The organism is Rhodococcus sp. Ni2 (assembly GCF_021352185.1).
Classification (GTDB): domain Bacteria; phylum Actinomycetota; class Actinomycetes; order Mycobacteriales; family Mycobacteriaceae; genus Rhodococcus_F; species Rhodococcus_F qingshengii.
Map to the genome: position 1 here is coordinate 310,935 of NZ_WOXZ01000002.1, position 14,719 is coordinate 325,653.

A 14,719-nucleotide genomic window follows, 5' to 3' on the forward strand; every position below is an offset into this window, starting at 1 on the left:
GGCCCTCCCAGACGGATGTGCTCCTGAGTGTCCTCCGTCGATGCCCGGTTTATCCCAGTTTTCGTGGATCCAGCACTGCGAAGGCAGAGGTATGCCCTTGAGAGGCGGTTACGCTCGTGCCATGCTGCAAGTCGCGACGAGGCGCCGGAGCCAGCCGCCGCCTGCGCGCTTCATGTTCGAGGCATTGATCGATCCGTACCGCCAGCCCGCCCGGCACTGGCTGGAACTTCTCGAGAGCGAGATCGCACCGGAGATCGTCAGGGCTGAAGAACCGGAGCTGGTGATCTGGTCGTCGATATGGCCGGACCGACCCGACGCCGTCATCCGATTCGACATCGAGGCGGTCGGAAACAGCACGATGCTGCGTTGGACGCTTTTCTTGGACGATCCGATACCGCCCGAGGCAGAGGTTGTCAGAATGCGAAAGCGGCTCAACACCTTGATCAATGCGAATCTCAGGTTCAACTTCGGCCAATAAGTCGGATCACTGCCGCATTACTTGGTGTCGACTCGGCCGATCGGGTCGGCGTTGTCGCTGAATGCGGCCCGGGCCGCTGGCCAGCTGGTCTCATCGATGCGCAACGTGGTCCGAAGGTAGGCAGTACTCATCCGTTGGATGGCGGCGACCCGCTCTGGGTTCTCGTCAGTGGTCTCGGCGACTTCGTATCCGACGATTCCGCCGAGTGCGTGCTCGGCACCGTAGAAGGTCAGGAGGTCGGTGGCTCCTGGGCTGTGCGTGTAGGCGTCGGTGAACCAGTCAGGTCCGCGGCTGGACATCTTGGACTGGTCGTGGTCGCCCGCGACGACGAGTGTCGGCGTCGTCAGTTCCTGGAACGAGGGGCGCATGAACGGGAAGTTCGCCTGCGCGAACGGATGCAGGTTCTCGCCGCCGAGACCGGTTGCCGCGAACAGGATTCCCGCGGTGACGCGACTGTCGGACGTGTCCTGGCCGACCTGGCCGGCCTCGTCGAAGATCCTTGCTCCGAGGAGTGACTGAGCGGTTTGCCCGCCCCAGGAGTGACCAGTAGCGGCAATTCGACTGCGGTCGATGCGGCCGGCAAGCCCGGGCACGGCAAATTCGATGGTGTCGAGCTGATCAAGGATGCGTGTGAGATCCGCGATTCTCTCGGTCCAGATCGTCGGGAAAACCGGGTGGTCGAACCCGAAACCGTTCCGGCGCGAGTCCAGATGTGTCGGCTGGATCACCACGAATCCGTGGGATGCCCAGAATGCCGTGAGTGGCGAGTATCCATCGAGGTTCCAGCCGTTGCCGTGGGAGAACACCACAACGGGGAGGTTCGTGCCTGCTGCCGGAGCAGACACACGTACTTCCAGCGGGACAGGTCGATCGGGGGCGAACAACTCGACGGGGGCAACGGAGACGACCGGGGTGCCGGCGCCGATGATGCCGTTAAGAGTGTCGATCATTGATGAGGTCATGGCAAGTTCCTTGCTGAGGCTGCACCCTGCGATACTGTTTATCGGAGCGTCGCTCCGCAACATTACGGAGCGTTGTTCCGTAATGCAAACATATGTTGTGAGTCAGCGAGGAGTGCACATGGCTGATGCCCAGGACGAGCAGTCGCGCGTCGCGTCTCCCAAGCAAGTCGGTCGCCCACGTCGAAGCGAGCAGGCGCTGCTCGACGCGGCGGCAGCAGTGTTCGTGGAGTCCGGAGTCGACGCTCCGGTGCGGGAGATTTCGGCGAAGGCCGGCGTCGGCATGGGGACGATCTACCGCCACTTCCCGACGCGTCCCGAGTTGGTGGTAGCCGTATACCGACACCAAGTCGAGGCGTGTGCGGACGCGGGCCCACAGATGCTCGCGGAGAGTGCAACGCCCGAGGCGGCTTTGCGGGCATGGGTGGCTTTGTTCGTGGAGTTCCTGGTAACCAAGCATGGGCTCGCCGGTGCACTGCAAGGAGACAGCGCCGGGTCCGACGCTCTGCATATCTACTTCGTCGACCGCCTCGTTCCGGTATGTGACTCCCTCCTCGCGGCAGCGCTCGAGTCCGTTGGCACTGCTTCGCGGGTCGATGCGTACAACGTGCTCAAAGGCATCGGGAACCTTTGTATCGGTGCTGGGTCCGATGACCGGTACAAGGCCGAGGTCCTTGTACAGCTATTCATCTCGGGCGTACTCGCGCGGGAGGTTCGCTGACGCTCGGCAGTCAGATCAGCTCCGGATTCTCGGCGTACACCTCTTCGAGGATCGACATGTCGAACAGTTGCTCCGCCGTAATCTCCAGCCCCGCTTTCGACAGTGCCGCGATGTTCTGTTCGATCAGTTGTGTTGTCATCGTGAACAACCCGTTTGCTTTGGTATCTGCCGACACCATCAGATCATTCTGGGCGGTGGCTTCCTTGATCTGTTCTTCGAGTTCCATGTTCTGGTCCTTGTTCTTCAGCTCAGGGCCCTGCCACCGTCAGCATCCCTCGAAACGAACTCCACTGCACACGAGGCCGATGACGAACAATTCTTGTTCCTTGGCAGAACACAGCACCGGGCACGGCTGCCCGGTGCTGTGTTGGAGGCGTACGTTCCAGAGTCGGCTACGGGAGGGTCGGAAGATAGCTCGGCGATTTCCGGATCTGGGCAGCGTGCTCGTACGCGTAGGCGAAACTGATCAGTTTTGCGTCGTCGAGGCGTGTACCGAGGAATGAAAGACCGAGAGGTAACTCTTCGCGCGCGTATCCGGAGGGGACGGTCACCATCGGGTAGCCGGCGAGCGCTGAAGTGCGGGTTGAACTGGCAAATTGTGGGCCTTCACCCCCTCCTCGGTAGTCGATACCTGGGGCCGGCAGTTCGGTAGGCGTGACAATCGCATCCAGGTTGTTGTCGACAAGAGCGTCGTCGATTGCCGTTTGTGCGCGTCCGGTCGCGGCTTCACGGTGGGCGCGGTACGTGGGATCGGAGAGGTTGCCATCTGTCTGATCGGCCATTTCAAATAGCTCTTGCCCGAAACCCGTCAACTCTTCCTGGGCATTTTGGCGGTTGTATTCGATCAGGCCGGTCAGGTCTCCGGGGTGTTCGCCGGGAGTATTGGCGAGATATTGGTTGATGTCATGTTTGAACTCGGTGAGTACTGCGGGGAGCAAATGTTGTGAGACGACGTCGGCGTCGGTGGTGATGTTGACCTCGACAGCGGTGGCGCCGAGATCTTGTAGTTGTTCGACGGCGGCATCGAAGGTTCTGTCGACGTCAGGATCGATCCCGGCCCGGCCCTCGCGCCATATTCCGATACGTTTGCCGCTGAGTGAGTTTGGGTCGAGCATGTTCTGAAAATCTGCGGGTAGGGAACCGGCGACGTCAGCACTGTCCGGATCGGACGGATCGGACCCATATATCACCGACAATGCGAGTGCTGCATCTTCCACGGAGCGCCCCATCGGGCCGGGACTGTCATGTCGTGAGGTGATCGGCACAACTCCGGAACGGCTCACCAATCCGAGGGAAGGTTTGATGCCGACCGTTGAGGTGACACTTGCGGGGCACGCTATCGAACCGTCGGTGTCGGTCCCGATAGTGACGGCGGCCAAACTGGCCGCAGCAGCGACGGCCGACCCGCTCGAGGATCCACAGGGGCTGCGGTCGAGAACGTAAGGATTGTGTGTTTGGCCGCCAGTCGCACTCCAACCGGCGATCGCCATCGGCGATCGGAAGTTCGCCCATTCAGACATGTTCGTTTTTCCCAGGATTACAGCGCCTGCTTTACGCAGTTGATCGACGAGAAATGCGTCGTCGGATGGACGTGAGTTGAGTAGCGCAGTCGAACCTGCTGTGGTCGGTTGGTTGTCGGCAGTGTCCATATTGTCTTTGAGCAGAACTGGAATTCCGTCCAAAGGGCTGAGAGGACCGTGGTCTCGGCGCGACTGATCGCGGGATCGCGCGATATCGATTGCATCCGGATTCACCGTGACAACCGCACCAAGTTGTGGATCGAGAGTCTCGATTCGTTCCAGGTACGTCGCGGTGAGATCTTCGGACGTCAGGCGGCCTTCGTCGATTGCGTTTTGCAGATCAACGATTGCGGCGTCTTCCACATCGAATTCTTCGCGGTCTGACCGGGTGGCCGAGGCAGCCGTTGCTGGCGAGTTTGTTGTCTGAGTGGAATGGCATCCAGAGGTCAGACCTATTGCAGAAGAAACAATTACGGTGCTCAGTACGAGTATTCTGGCCGATCTCAGCATGAGTTCTCTCCTTGGGAATGCCTTACGTTGTTGTGAACTCAATTATGAAAACCACAGCCGTGGAATGGGATACAGCTGGACCCACCGTTCTTTGGTGTAGATGGGTATACCTCGATCATGCTTCGCCAGGTGAAACTCCGAGGCATTCCAGGCTATGTGGAGACCGGCGAAGGTGGACGAGGCGGCCACGCTCAGTTCAATCGCATTTGATCGAGACCGCCCTGCCCGTTTTCATGTCAAGCCACTCGCTTGGCGGTGCGGCCGCGGAATTCGAGCATCACTGCGCGACCGGTGTCGTCGGTGACGAAGCGGCCCAACGCCCGGGTGGTGTCGGCGCGAGCAGCGAAGTCACGGTCGTTGAGGAAGACGATCGGGATCGCCGGCGGCCAGACGATGTCCTCGTATTCACCGAGATCCTGCGCGCTACCCATCCGGACGCCGATTCCCTCGTCACCGGGGGCAACGGTCATCATCAGGTCTCCGGCCCGGTACTTACCCAAGACCGCGTCGACGGCAGCCGGTTCGGGCTCGACCACGTCCAGGGATGCCGGCGCGGCCAACTCAGCGAGATTGTCCATGCACCAGTCGACGATCTTCTCACCGATACCGCCACCGAGGGCGTTGGTCAGCACGGTGACGGCGAAGTTCTTCTCGGGCACTGTCATGAACTCGGAGACCTGGAGGTTGCTCACGTTTCCGCCATGCCGCACTACCTGCGTGGTTCCGTACCGAGTCAACAGCCATCCCAGGCCGACTTCTTCGAACATCATCGCGGCGGGACGCTGCGGCTTCTGCATCAACAACCGGGTGGACTCGTCGAGCGGCTGTCCTTCGCCGGGGTGTTCGCCAGACAGTGCGTAACGTGCCCAGACGAGTTGGTCTCGCACCGAGGACCACATTCCGCCGCAAGGGATCATGCCGCGGTCCAGTCCGGTTTCGTTGGACACGAACGGCACACCGTCGCGGATGTAGTGACCGAGTGCGAACCGGTGGGTCATCACGTCCCAGGGCAGGAAGGCCGAGTTCTTCATGTCGAGGGGGTCGAGCACGCGCTGCTTGACCAGCTCTTCGAAGGTCAGTCCGCTGATCTTGGCCACGACATGTCCGGCGAGAACGAATCCGGAGTTGCTGTAGGAGAAGACTTCTCCGACGGGAAATTCTTGTCGCAGTTCGTTCAGCCGTGAAACCGAGCGTCCCAGGGCGTCTTCGCCCCAGCCTGCCGAGAAGCCGGCGTCGCCGGTGAATCCGCCGGTGTGGGTGAGGAGGTGACGCATCGTGACTGTGCGCGTGGCTGTTTCGTCGGCGAAGGTCAGTTCGGGGACGTACTCGACCAACGGGGTGTCGAGATCGAGTAGGCCGTCCTCGACGAGTGCCATCGCGGCTGTTGCGGCGAACACCTTTGTGGTGGAGCCGATCATGAACATCGTCTTGTCGGTGACCGGGAGTTGGGTTTCGACGCTCTCGATGCCACTGGTGACGACGATGTCCTTGTCGTCGTGCACGATGCCGACCGAGACGCCGGGGATGTTCGCCTCGACCCTCCACTGATCGACGAGCTTTTGAAGTTCATTTGTCATCGATTTTTATCCTCGCGTTTCCTGAAAGCGTGACGACGTGAATGTCGCCCGGTAATCGGATGAGATTCGGACTGGAATGTCGGGAACGCACGTTTGACGGGCACCAGTGACGGCTATTGGCCCGTCTGTCTGCTATTGCAGCAATTTACGCACGGTCTTTTCGTAATCTCATGCAGCGCAGCTATCTCAGTACTCGTACACCGGCGCCGACGAGGATGCCGCCAGCCGGTGCGTACAGGGATGTTGCGCCGTTGAAGTACATGTAGTTCGGTGAGACCGATATCGGCACTACGTCGAAGTCCGCAAAGAGCGCTTGCTCGGCGTCCTTCCAGACAGGACAGGATTGCTGCCCCGGCAGTACCGAGGCGGCGGCGGCGAGTTCGGCGTACTTGGGGTTGTCGATGCCTGCAAAGTTGGCCCCGGCCGGGGGCGTAGGGCCGGAAAAATATGGAAGGAATGTACTAGGCGCACTACTTTGAACGGCAAGTCCAATCGAGATGTCCCATGATGTGGGGTCCTTGGCGCCGTAGGTTTCCGAAATGACGAAGTTGTTGTCACCACCGCGTAGCTCGACGTGTGCACCTAGTGCCTCCCACCGATTCAGCACGTATTCAGCGGCTGCCGAAGACGTGTCTCGAGAGTTGTTGAACACCACATCGAGTACCAGCGGCTTGCCTTCCTTCGCCAGGATTCCGCCGCCGCCAGACCGCCAACCAGCGTCGTTCAGTCTCTTTTTCGCTGCCTCTACGTCAAAGTTCGGCAGGACGCCGGTCACACTGTCGTAGTCACACGACCGCGGCTCGCTTACAGCCAATGCTGTTGCACGCGAGCCTTTGCCTCCAGTATTGATCGCCGTGTAGTCCTCGAGGTCAATCGCTTGAAGAAGTGCAGCTCGGACTTCTTTGTCTGAAGTCGGCAACGCTGCATTGTTGTTGAAAATGAACTGACCCGACAAACTCGTATAGTCCATCGAGTCGAGGCCGACTGATTCGACTCGGTCGCGATCGGGCCCACCTATTGCTGCTGCGTTCACGGATCCAGTGAGGACGAGATTGGCGGTGGTTGCGGGATCAGAGACAACCTTGATTGTGACTGACTTGGGCACTCCTAGGGTATCGGAGGTGGTTTCCCCGTTAGGTCCCCATTCGTATCCCTCACGCCGTTCGAGCATCACGTGATCATTGGCCACCACTTCGGTCACTTGGAACAGGCCGGTTCCATTGCTGCCGTTCCGGATGCTCGACGGATCGTCCAGCGCTGCCTTGCACACGAGTTTGAGTCCGCCGATCCGCTCGAGAAGAAATGGAGCGGGCTCTGCGGTCGTGACTGTTAGGACGTCACCGTCGGCCGTGGCCGCAGTCGATTCAGGCACGGATACGCCCAGCCACGGGGAACCATTCTTGGGATCTGCGATCCAATTGATGTTGTCGGCTGCGGTCTGCGCAGTGAACGGCGTCCCGTCCTGACAGGTGATGGACTTCTCGAGCGTGAAAGTCAGAGACGTTCCTGCGTCTGACCACGTTTCCGCGAGGTAGGGGCCAGTCGCACCTGTCTTCGCATCAGTAGCCAGTAATGAATCGTTTGTATAGGAGTTGATCGCCTGACCAGAGATCGAATTGGTGAGCAGGGGGTGAAGATTGCCGGGATCGGTGCTCACGACCGTTGTGAAACTGCCGTCCTTGGCGTAGTCGGTGGAGGATATGCCGTTGGGTAATGTGTTCCCGCATGAGGCAAGTGAGAGCAGGCCGAGCGTGACCAGAATGATGGTGGGCACTGAACGAACTTCCATCTGATTAACCTTTTGGGTTGAAGGATGCTTGTTCGTCAATGTTGCGGTATCAGTGTGGCTCCGGTCTCGTTTGATCTTCTCATTTTCAACAGCCAGATATGTTCGGACGTCACTTCCAACAATGGGTCGGATAGTTCACAATTGGCCGATTCAAATTCGGCCGTAGTGTCAGATCAACTCCGGATTCTCGGCGTACACCTCCTCGAGGATCGACATGTCGAACAGTTGCTCCGCCGTAATCTCCAGCCCCGCTTTCGACAGTGCCGCGATGTTCTGTTCGATCAGTTGTGGTGTCATCGTGAACAACCCGTTGGCTTTGGTATCTGCCGACACCACCAGATCGTTCTGTGCGGTGGCTTCCTTGATCTGCTCTTCGAGTTCGAGGTTCTGGTCCTTGCCGTAGACCTCGACGGCAAGCCGTGCCGACTCTGCCGGATCGGCGACCGCATCCTTCCATCCTTGGATCTCGGCCTTCAGGAATGCCTTGAGTTTGTCCCGCTCGTTGTCGATGGTGGACTGGAGAACCGTGAACGATTCGGCGACCAACGGCAGGTTGTAGTCCGCGAAGAGGAAGTGGGCGTTGGGGAAACCTTTGGCGGCCAGTGTGATCGGCTCGTTGGTCACGTAGGAGACCCAGCCGTCCACCTCGCCGTTTGCCAGGGGGCTCGGATCGAACTGCGCGGGCACGATCGTCATCTGGCTTTCGGTCAGGCCGTTTGCTGCCAGGAGAGCTCCGAAGACGAGCTGATTGGAATCCTGGACGCCGATCTTCTTGCCGATCATGTCCTGTGGTGAGTTGATCGGTGCCGCAGCGGAACTGACAATCGCAAACGGGTTCTTCTGGAATGTCGCACCGACGATCTTTGCCTCCAGTCCGTCGAGTACGGCGGGGGCTGTGAGCTGCGGTGCGGACATTCCGATCCACACCTTGCCGGTGTCCAAGCCGGCTTCGACGCCGGTACCGGCTGCGCCACCTGCCACCAGGTCTACATTCCCGAACCCGGCATCCTCGTAGTACCCCTTGTCGAGAGCGAAGTACTCGCCGGCGAACTCGATGTTCTTGATCCAGGACAACTGCACTGCAACTGTTCCGAATTCGGAACCGTCGTCCGTGGTTCCGCCACTCGAACTGCTGGAGTCACTGCTACACGCGAGCAATGACGCACTACCGGCGACTGCGATGCCGGTCAGCGCGGAGTAGCGGAAGAAGGCCCTGCGGTCCAGCTGGCGGACGGGCTTGAATGGCGTCATGAATCGGAACACTAGGGCCAGTCGGTTTCGTTCAGTTTGCTTGGGAGAGAGAGTTTGTTGAGGTCGTGTTAACAGATGTCACGACTTGCCCGCCGAAGGACCGAAACGAGACAGAGCGATGCTTTCGAAGATCCCGACCACGGCGTAGAGGACGATCGACACCACGGTGATCACCACGATAGATGCCCACAATTCGTTGTACTGGTAGCGCGGAATGGCTTTGATCATGCTCGAACCCAAGCCTTGACCGCTACCGAGCCATTCGCCGATCAGTGCTCCTATCAAAGCGCCGGGCACTGACACCCTAGCGGCGGCGAACACCGCCGGAAGTGCGGACGGTACGGACACCATTCGCAATGCGGTCCAACGACTCCCGCCGTACGCAGCGATGAGGTCTTGTGCCTGAGCTGGAGCGGCGCGCAGACCGACCATGATCATGACCAGGGCCGGAAAGAACACCACTATCGCAACCATGACCGTCACACCCACGATTCCGCGGCCGAATATCAGGACGATGATCGGGGTCATCGCAACGAGAGGAACAGATCGTAGAAGCATTGCAACGGGCATGAAAGTCTGTTCGACAGTGCGGGAAACGACGAAGATCGATGCCACCACGAGCGCGGCAGTCATTCCGACGGCAAAGCCGACACCGGCGTCGCGCAGAGTGATGAACAGGTTGTCGATGATGCCCGAACGAGCGTCGGCGGATTTTGGGCCGGAGAACAGGTACTCCCAGACGTCGGCCGGCGTCTTTCCCACACGCGGGCCGACCTGGGGGAAGGCGTTGAGGAAGACCACCCAGATGACAAGCAACAGCGCCGAGGCGATGGCAATCGGGGCGAGGAATCTCAATGTTCCTCGTACCGCGGTCATTTCTGTGCTCCCGGAGCGCTGGTCCACGGCGTGACGAGCCGGGCGATCGCTGCGACTACGGCGTACCCCAGACCGGCGAGCAAGGCGGCGGCGATAGCCATTCCCCACGTTCGCGGGACGTTGTACGACGTCTGAGCGGCCGTTAGTGCGACGCCGATCCCGCTGTCCACCCCGCCGAGATACTCGCCGAGAATTGCACCCAGTACGGCCGAAGGTGCAGCAATCTTGAGGGCAGCAAAGGTGCTCGGAAGTGCGCTCACAAGTTGAACTTTGGTGAACTTCTGCCAACGCCCACCGCCGTAGGCGGCGACGAGATCGAGGCTCGTCTTGTCGGCCGATCTCAGGCCGGCGAGTGTGCCGACCATCGTGGTGAAGAAGCAGTACATCGCGGCGAGAAAGATTGTGGGGGTCCGGCCGCCGAAGACGACCAGGATGATTGGGCCAAGCGCCAACAGCGGTGTGCAGTAGCTCAGGATCGCCAGTTGTGTGGCCAATCCCTCGATGGGCGGAATGAGAACGACAAGCACGGCAAGCGTGATCGCCAGCAGGTTTCCCCAGAGGAAGCCCTGCAGCGCACCGGAAGCCGTGACGGTGAAATTGGGTCCGTACAGCGACCAACCGTCGTCGAACATCGTCGAGACAACCACCCACGGCGTCGGAATCGTGCCTCCCGCAACACCGGCCGCCGCCAGAATCCACCAGAGCACGATCAGTCCGCAGATACCGACTGCACCGCCGAACCACGTAGGACGCCTAAATCGGATCCGGCGCGGTACAGATGGCTGCGCCGCCGCGGTCGCGACGTTCTCGATATCGGTAATTGTCATGCGACGCCTGCTTTTCCGAAGAGCAGTCCGGAGAGGTAGTCGTGGATCTCGTGGAACTCGGGTGTACGCATCATCTCGGGTGTACGCGGGCGCGGCAGGTCGATCGGCACGACTTCGAGGACGCGTCCGGGCCGCGGCGTCATGACGGCAACGACGTCGGAGAGGAACACGGCTTCGGCGATTCCGTGAGTCACCATCAACGTGGTCGCCGGTTTCTCGGTCCAGATCCTGAGCAATTCGATGTTGAGTCGTTGTCGGGTCATGTCGTCCAGCGCGCCGAAAGGCTCGTCGAGTAGCAGGACACTCGGCTTGACCACGAGCGATCGTGCGATCGACACACGCTGACGCATACCGCCGGACAATTGAGCGGGCTTGGCCTTCTCGAATCCTTCGAGGCCGACGAGAGCGATCAGGTCGGCTATCAGTCCGGGGTCGGGATCGATGCCGGCAACCTGAAGGGGCAGTTTGATGTTGGAGGCCACTGTTCGCCACGGCAGCAAAGCCGAATCCTGGAAGGCGATTCCGAGTTCGCGGCGCTTGCGTAACTCGGCGGGCGACTGCCCGTTGACAAGGGCCGTTCCCGACGTCGGATTATCGAGGCCCGCAAGGATGCGAAGAACGGTGGACTTCCCGCATCCGGACGGCCCGAGCAGAGACAGGAAAGAGCCTTCGCTGGTTTGAAGGGACACGTCGGTCAGCGCGGTCACCGACCGACGACCCATCTCGAAGGTCTTGCCGAGGCCGGAGATGTCGAGACCGGTTCCAGCGGGGCGAGGTGTGGTGACGGGACTGGTCATTCCCGCACAGTACGAACGTCCGGTTGCGGTCATGTTGCCTGCGCGTCACCGCTGCGTGAGGCTGGTTCGGCGTCTCCTGTCACAGCGCCGTGGTGAGATGGACGTCTGGACGGAGTGAGGGGAGCGAAGATTGCTGAAGTTGTACCGGGCCGAGCGTTCGGACACCTTGGTCTCGGCGTTGGCCACGCTCCTCCGTACCCCGCTGTCGGATCCATTCGCCCGGGAAACTGTTGCGGTGCCGGCCAAGGGCGTCGAGCGTTGGCTCAATCAGCGGCTGTCCTCCCAGCTAGGCACGTCCGGACCGTCAGCAGTGGACGGAATTTCTGCGAACATCGCGTTTCCTTCACCCGCGCGCCTGGTCGCGGAGTCCGTGGCCGCGGTCAGTGGAATCACGGCTGACGACGACCCATGGTCGCCGACGCGATTGGTGTGGACGGTTCTCGATGTGATCGACGAGTCCCTCGGCGAGCCCTGGTGCGGAGTCCTGGCGAAACATCTCGAAGGCCATCGTGAAGGTCGACGGTTTGCCTCCGCCACACATGTCACCGAACTCTTCCGCAGTTATGCCGCGCAACGCCCGCAGATGCTGATCGACTGGGCCGCCGGGCGGTTGACCGACGGACACGGATTGGCGCTGTCGGAGGATTTCGAATGGCAGGCACGTCTGTGGTGCATCGTCGCGGACAAGATCGACGTTCCGGGGCCCGCAGAGCGACTGGGGCAAGTGAGCCGCGCACTGGTCGAGGACCCGGCCTTGGTCGACCTACCGGAACGTCTGTCGGTCTTCGGGCCGACCCGGCTGCCGGTCGATCAGCGAATGATCTTGAGCGCACTCAGTGCGAATCGGGACGTGCACATCTGGCTCCCGCATCCCAGCCCCGCGCTGTGGACCAAGATGAGCTCGCGCATACCGCCTCGAAGTGAGAGCACGATCCGACGTTCGGAAGACGGGTCAGCGCTGATATCCGCCAATCCGTTGCTGTCGAGTCTTGCTCGCGACGTTCGTGAACTTCAGATCAGCCTCGGTGCCGCCGAGTTCGAGTCGGTGCATCTTCCCGAACCAGCCGGCCCGAAATCCCTCCTGGCGACGGTCAAGGCCGATGTCATCGCAGATCGTGCTCCCAGCGTTGCAGCGGAACCGGATGGGACAGTTCAGGTCCACGCTTGCCACGGGCCGGCACGGCAGGTCGAGGTGCTCCGCGAATGTCTGCTCCGATTGTTCGAGGACGACCCGACATTGCAGCCGCGCGACGTACTCGTGATGTGCCCGGACGTCGAAACGTACGCACCTTTGGTTCGTGCTGCATTCGGGCAAGGCGTCCATGGCCACCCGGGGCATCTCCTTCGAGTAAGGCTGGCAGACCGCGGATTACGTCAGACCAATCCTGTCCTGGCCGTTCTCGGCTCTCTCCTCGAATTGGCCGACGGCCGGGCCACAGCCAGTGAGGTTCTCGACCTGGCCGCGACCGAGCCTGTCCGCACACGTTTTTCGTGGGGCGACGACGAGTTGGAAAGACTGCGGGAATGGACGACGGAAGCGGGTGCTCGCTGGGGAATCGGTAGTCGGCAGCGTGCCACGTTCGGCCTCGACGCATTTCCGCAGAACACCTTCAACACCGCCATGGACCGAATCTTGTTGGGGGTCAGCGCGGACGAATCGGAAAATGCCTGGTTGGATCTCGCGCTACCACTCGATGACGTGGACGGCACAGACATCGACCTGACTGGACGTTTCGCAGAGTTCGTCGATCGCCTGGCCGTCTCGCTTCGCGATCTTGCCGGCCCACATTCACCGGCCGAATGGCTTCGTGTGCTGATGCGGGCCCTGGATCTGCTGACCGACACAGCGCCCGCAGATTCCTGGCAGAGCGCGGGGGCCCACCGCGAACTGGTAGCTGCTGTCGAATTCGGCGGAGAGACGGTGTTACGTCTGGCCGATGTTCGCGCGATGCTCTCGCGCAGCCTCGCGGGCAGACCGACGCGTGCCAACTTCCGAACCGGCGAACTGACGGTGTGCACGATGGTTCCGATGCGTTCGGTACCGCATCGCGTGGTCGTGCTCATCGGACTCGACGACGAGGTGTTCCCTCGAACCGGTGGAGTCGACGGCGACGACATCTTGTCCCGTGATCCCGTTGTGGGGGAGCGTGATCTGCGCAGTGAAGACCGGCAACTGCTTCTCGATGCCGTGATGTCTGCGGGCGAACATCTGATTCTGTTGTATACCGGTGCCGATCCGGTCACCGGTGTCGTCAGACCACCGGCGATCCCCCTCAGTGGCCTTCTCGACGTACTCAGTGCGACGGTGGGTCCGGACGCTGTGAACGGGGTGCTGACACGGCATCCGTTGCAATCGTTCGACAATCGAAACTTCGCGCCGAACAAGCCGTTCAGCTTCGACACGGCAGCGCTGGCCGGTGCGAGGGCTGCCTCCGGAACACCGGTCGAATTGCCGACAGCCTTGTCGGCCGAGCTACCCGAGGTGCATCCGAAGGAAGTGAACCTCGCCGACTTGGTGAACTTCCTGGTACATCCCGCGCGTGGTTTTCTGCGCCAACGCCTCGGCGTCCGGGTACCGGAACTCGACGACGACATCGCGGATTCGCTGGCAACCGAGCTCGATCCACTGTCCACCTGGGCTCTGGGTGACCGAATGCTTCTCTCGCGCTTGGCTGGACGCAGCTCGGCGGATTTCCGTGCAGCCGAGTGGCGCCGCGGTACTTTGCCGCCCTACAACCTGGGCGCCACGGTTCTGGGCAACGTCGAGTGGGTGGTAGACCAACTTGCCGGTCTTGCATTGCCACACCTCGAGGGCGACTCCGAGGCTGTCGACGTCGACATCGACCTCGGTGACGGGCGTCGTCTCACCGGAACGGTAACCGGTGTGCACGGCAATTCAGTGGTGGGAGCGTCGTATTCCTCACTGGCGCCTAAACATCGGATGACGGCCTGGATAAACCTGCTCGCCTTGAAAGCGCACGGACGACCCGGTCCGCTCGATGCAGTGTCGATCGGACGGGGTCGGGGAAAGACAGCAGCGGCACGATCAGTGCTCGATGCGCCGGGCAATGCGGTCGAGATCCTGCAGCAACTGGTGGACCTACGCGAGCGGGGGCTGCAGCGTCCGTTGCCGATGTGGGCCGCTACTTCAGCCGAATATGCGCGCCGACGCTTTGGTGGCGAGTCGGTCGACGATGCGACAAACGGTGCGGACACCCAGTGGACCGGGCAGTACGGCGAGATGATCGATCCAAGCAACACTTACGTTTTCGGAGAGGCTCGAACACTGGCGGAGTTGGCTGCGGATCCGCCGTCGGACGACGAATTCGTCTGGGCCGAGGAACCGACTCGATTCGGAGTTCTCGCCCGACGACTGTGGGATCCGTTGCTGACCAACGAAAGAGCGGAGTAACC

General features: G+C 61.0%; 11 protein-coding genes and 1 pseudogene. 3 read left to right on the forward strand and 9 right to left on the reverse strand.

All coding sequences use genetic code 11. From position 1 onward, the window contains the following. The first annotated feature begins 121 nt into the window (after nt 1-121). The gene (locus GN300_RS15065) at nt 122-478 is read left to right on the forward strand and encodes a hypothetical protein (protein ID WP_050655893.1); all 357 of its coding nucleotides are present in this window, start codon (nt 122-124) and stop codon (nt 476-478) included. Between the two features lie 17 nt (nt 479-495). Here GN300_RS15065 and GN300_RS15070 read toward each other — a convergent pair whose 3' ends face one another. Then, on the reverse strand, nt 496-1,440 hold the full coding sequence (locus GN300_RS15070) for an alpha/beta fold hydrolase (RefSeq protein ID WP_063315030.1): 945 nt from the start codon (nt 1,438-1,440) through the stop codon (nt 496-498). A gap of 118 nt (nt 1,441-1,558) precedes the next feature. On the opposite strand from GN300_RS15070, the gene GN300_RS15075 reads away from it, so the two are divergent. Continuing rightward, entirely contained in the window at nt 1,559-2,158 is a 600-nt protein-coding gene (locus GN300_RS15075) for a TetR/AcrR family transcriptional regulator (protein ID WP_063315159.1), read from the forward strand. Nucleotides 2,159-2,168: 10 nt separating this feature from the next. Here GN300_RS15075 and GN300_RS15080 read toward each other — a convergent pair. The 8 genes and pseudogenes from GN300_RS15080 to GN300_RS15115 all read right to left on the reverse strand — a co-directional run. Further along, nucleotides 2,169-2,408, reverse strand: a pseudogene (locus GN300_RS15080) (ABC transporter substrate-binding protein); the annotation flags it as partial. A 142-nt stretch (nt 2,409-2,550) separates the two neighbouring features. After that, entirely contained in the window at nt 2,551-4,188 is a 1,638-nt protein-coding gene (locus tag GN300_RS15085; RefSeq protein WP_063315029.1) for an amidase, read from the reverse strand. A gap of 236 nt (nt 4,189-4,424) precedes the next feature. After that, the gene (locus tag GN300_RS15090; protein ID WP_063315028.1) at nt 4,425-5,765 is read right to left on the reverse strand and encodes a serine hydrolase; all 1,341 of its coding nucleotides are present in this window, start codon (nt 5,763-5,765) and stop codon (nt 4,425-4,427) included. A 181-nt stretch (nt 5,766-5,946) separates the two neighbouring features. Further along, nucleotides 5,947-7,554: an ABC transporter substrate-binding protein gene (locus GN300_RS15095; RefSeq protein WP_058227662.1), complete on the reverse strand. Its 1,608-nt coding sequence runs from the start codon at nt 7,552-7,554 to the stop codon at nt 5,947-5,949. A gap of 168 nt (nt 7,555-7,722) precedes the next feature. Further along, a complete protein-coding gene (locus GN300_RS15100) occupies nt 7,723-8,805 on the reverse strand; it encodes an ABC transporter substrate-binding protein (RefSeq protein WP_063315158.1) in 1,083 nt (360 codons plus the stop codon). A 78-nt stretch (nt 8,806-8,883) separates the two neighbouring features. Continuing rightward, nucleotides 8,884-9,681 carry an ABC transporter permease gene (locus tag GN300_RS15105; RefSeq protein WP_003945590.1) on the reverse strand — a complete coding sequence of 266 codons (798 nt, stop codon included), beginning with the start codon at nt 9,679-9,681 and terminating at the stop codon, nt 8,884-8,886. Further along, nucleotides 9,678-10,508 carry an ABC transporter permease gene (locus GN300_RS15110; RefSeq protein ID WP_063315027.1) on the reverse strand — a complete coding sequence of 277 codons (831 nt, stop codon included), beginning with the start codon at nt 10,506-10,508 and terminating at the stop codon, nt 9,678-9,680. The genes GN300_RS15105 and GN300_RS15110 overlap by 4 nt, the downstream gene beginning before the upstream one ends. Beyond that, nucleotides 10,505-11,338, reverse strand: a complete 834-nt coding sequence (locus GN300_RS15115) for an ABC transporter ATP-binding protein (RefSeq protein ID WP_063315026.1) — start codon at nt 11,336-11,338, stop codon at nt 10,505-10,507. The genes GN300_RS15110 and GN300_RS15115 overlap by 4 nt, the downstream gene beginning before the upstream one ends. A 97-nt stretch (nt 11,339-11,435) precedes the next feature. Between GN300_RS15115 and recC the strand changes: the two genes are divergently transcribed. Beyond that, entirely contained in the window at nt 11,436-14,717 is a 3,282-nt protein-coding gene (gene recC, locus GN300_RS15120) for an exodeoxyribonuclease V subunit gamma (RefSeq protein ID WP_063315025.1), read from the forward strand. Nucleotides 14,718-14,719 lie beyond the last annotated feature (2 nt).

Excerpts from the sequence above, each read along its gene's own strand:
- GN300_RS15065 (WP_050655893.1), top strand. The coding sequence starts at position 122 with ATGCTGCAAGTCGCGACGAGGCGCCGGAGCCAGCCGCCGCCTGCGCGC.
- GN300_RS15070 (WP_063315030.1), bottom strand. The coding sequence starts at position 1,440 with ATGACCTCATCAATGATCGACACTCTTAACGGCATCATCGGCGCCGGC.
- GN300_RS15075 (WP_063315159.1), top strand. The coding sequence starts at position 1,559 with ATGGCTGATGCCCAGGACGAGCAGTCGCGCGTCGCGTCTCCCAAGCAA.
- GN300_RS15085 (WP_063315029.1), bottom strand. The coding sequence starts at position 4,188 with ATGCTGAGATCGGCCAGAATACTCGTACTGAGCACCGTAATTGTTTCT.
- GN300_RS15090 (WP_063315028.1), bottom strand. The coding sequence starts at position 5,765 with ATGACAAATGAACTTCAAAAGCTCGTCGATCAGTGGAGGGTCGAGGCG.
- GN300_RS15095 (WP_058227662.1), bottom strand. The coding sequence starts at position 7,554 with ATGGAAGTTCGTTCAGTGCCCACCATCATTCTGGTCACGCTCGGCCTG.
- GN300_RS15100 (WP_063315158.1), bottom strand. The coding sequence starts at position 8,805 with ATGACGCCATTCAAGCCCGTCCGCCAGCTGGACCGCAGGGCCTTCTTC.
- GN300_RS15105 (WP_003945590.1), bottom strand. The coding sequence starts at position 9,681 with ATGACCGCGGTACGAGGAACATTGAGATTCCTCGCCCCGATTGCCATC.
- GN300_RS15110 (WP_063315027.1), bottom strand. The coding sequence starts at position 10,508 with ATGACAATTACCGATATCGAGAACGTCGCGACCGCGGCGGCGCAGCCA.
- GN300_RS15115 (WP_063315026.1), bottom strand. The coding sequence starts at position 11,338 with ATGACCGCAACCGGACGTTCGTACTGTGCGGGAATGACCAGTCCCGTC.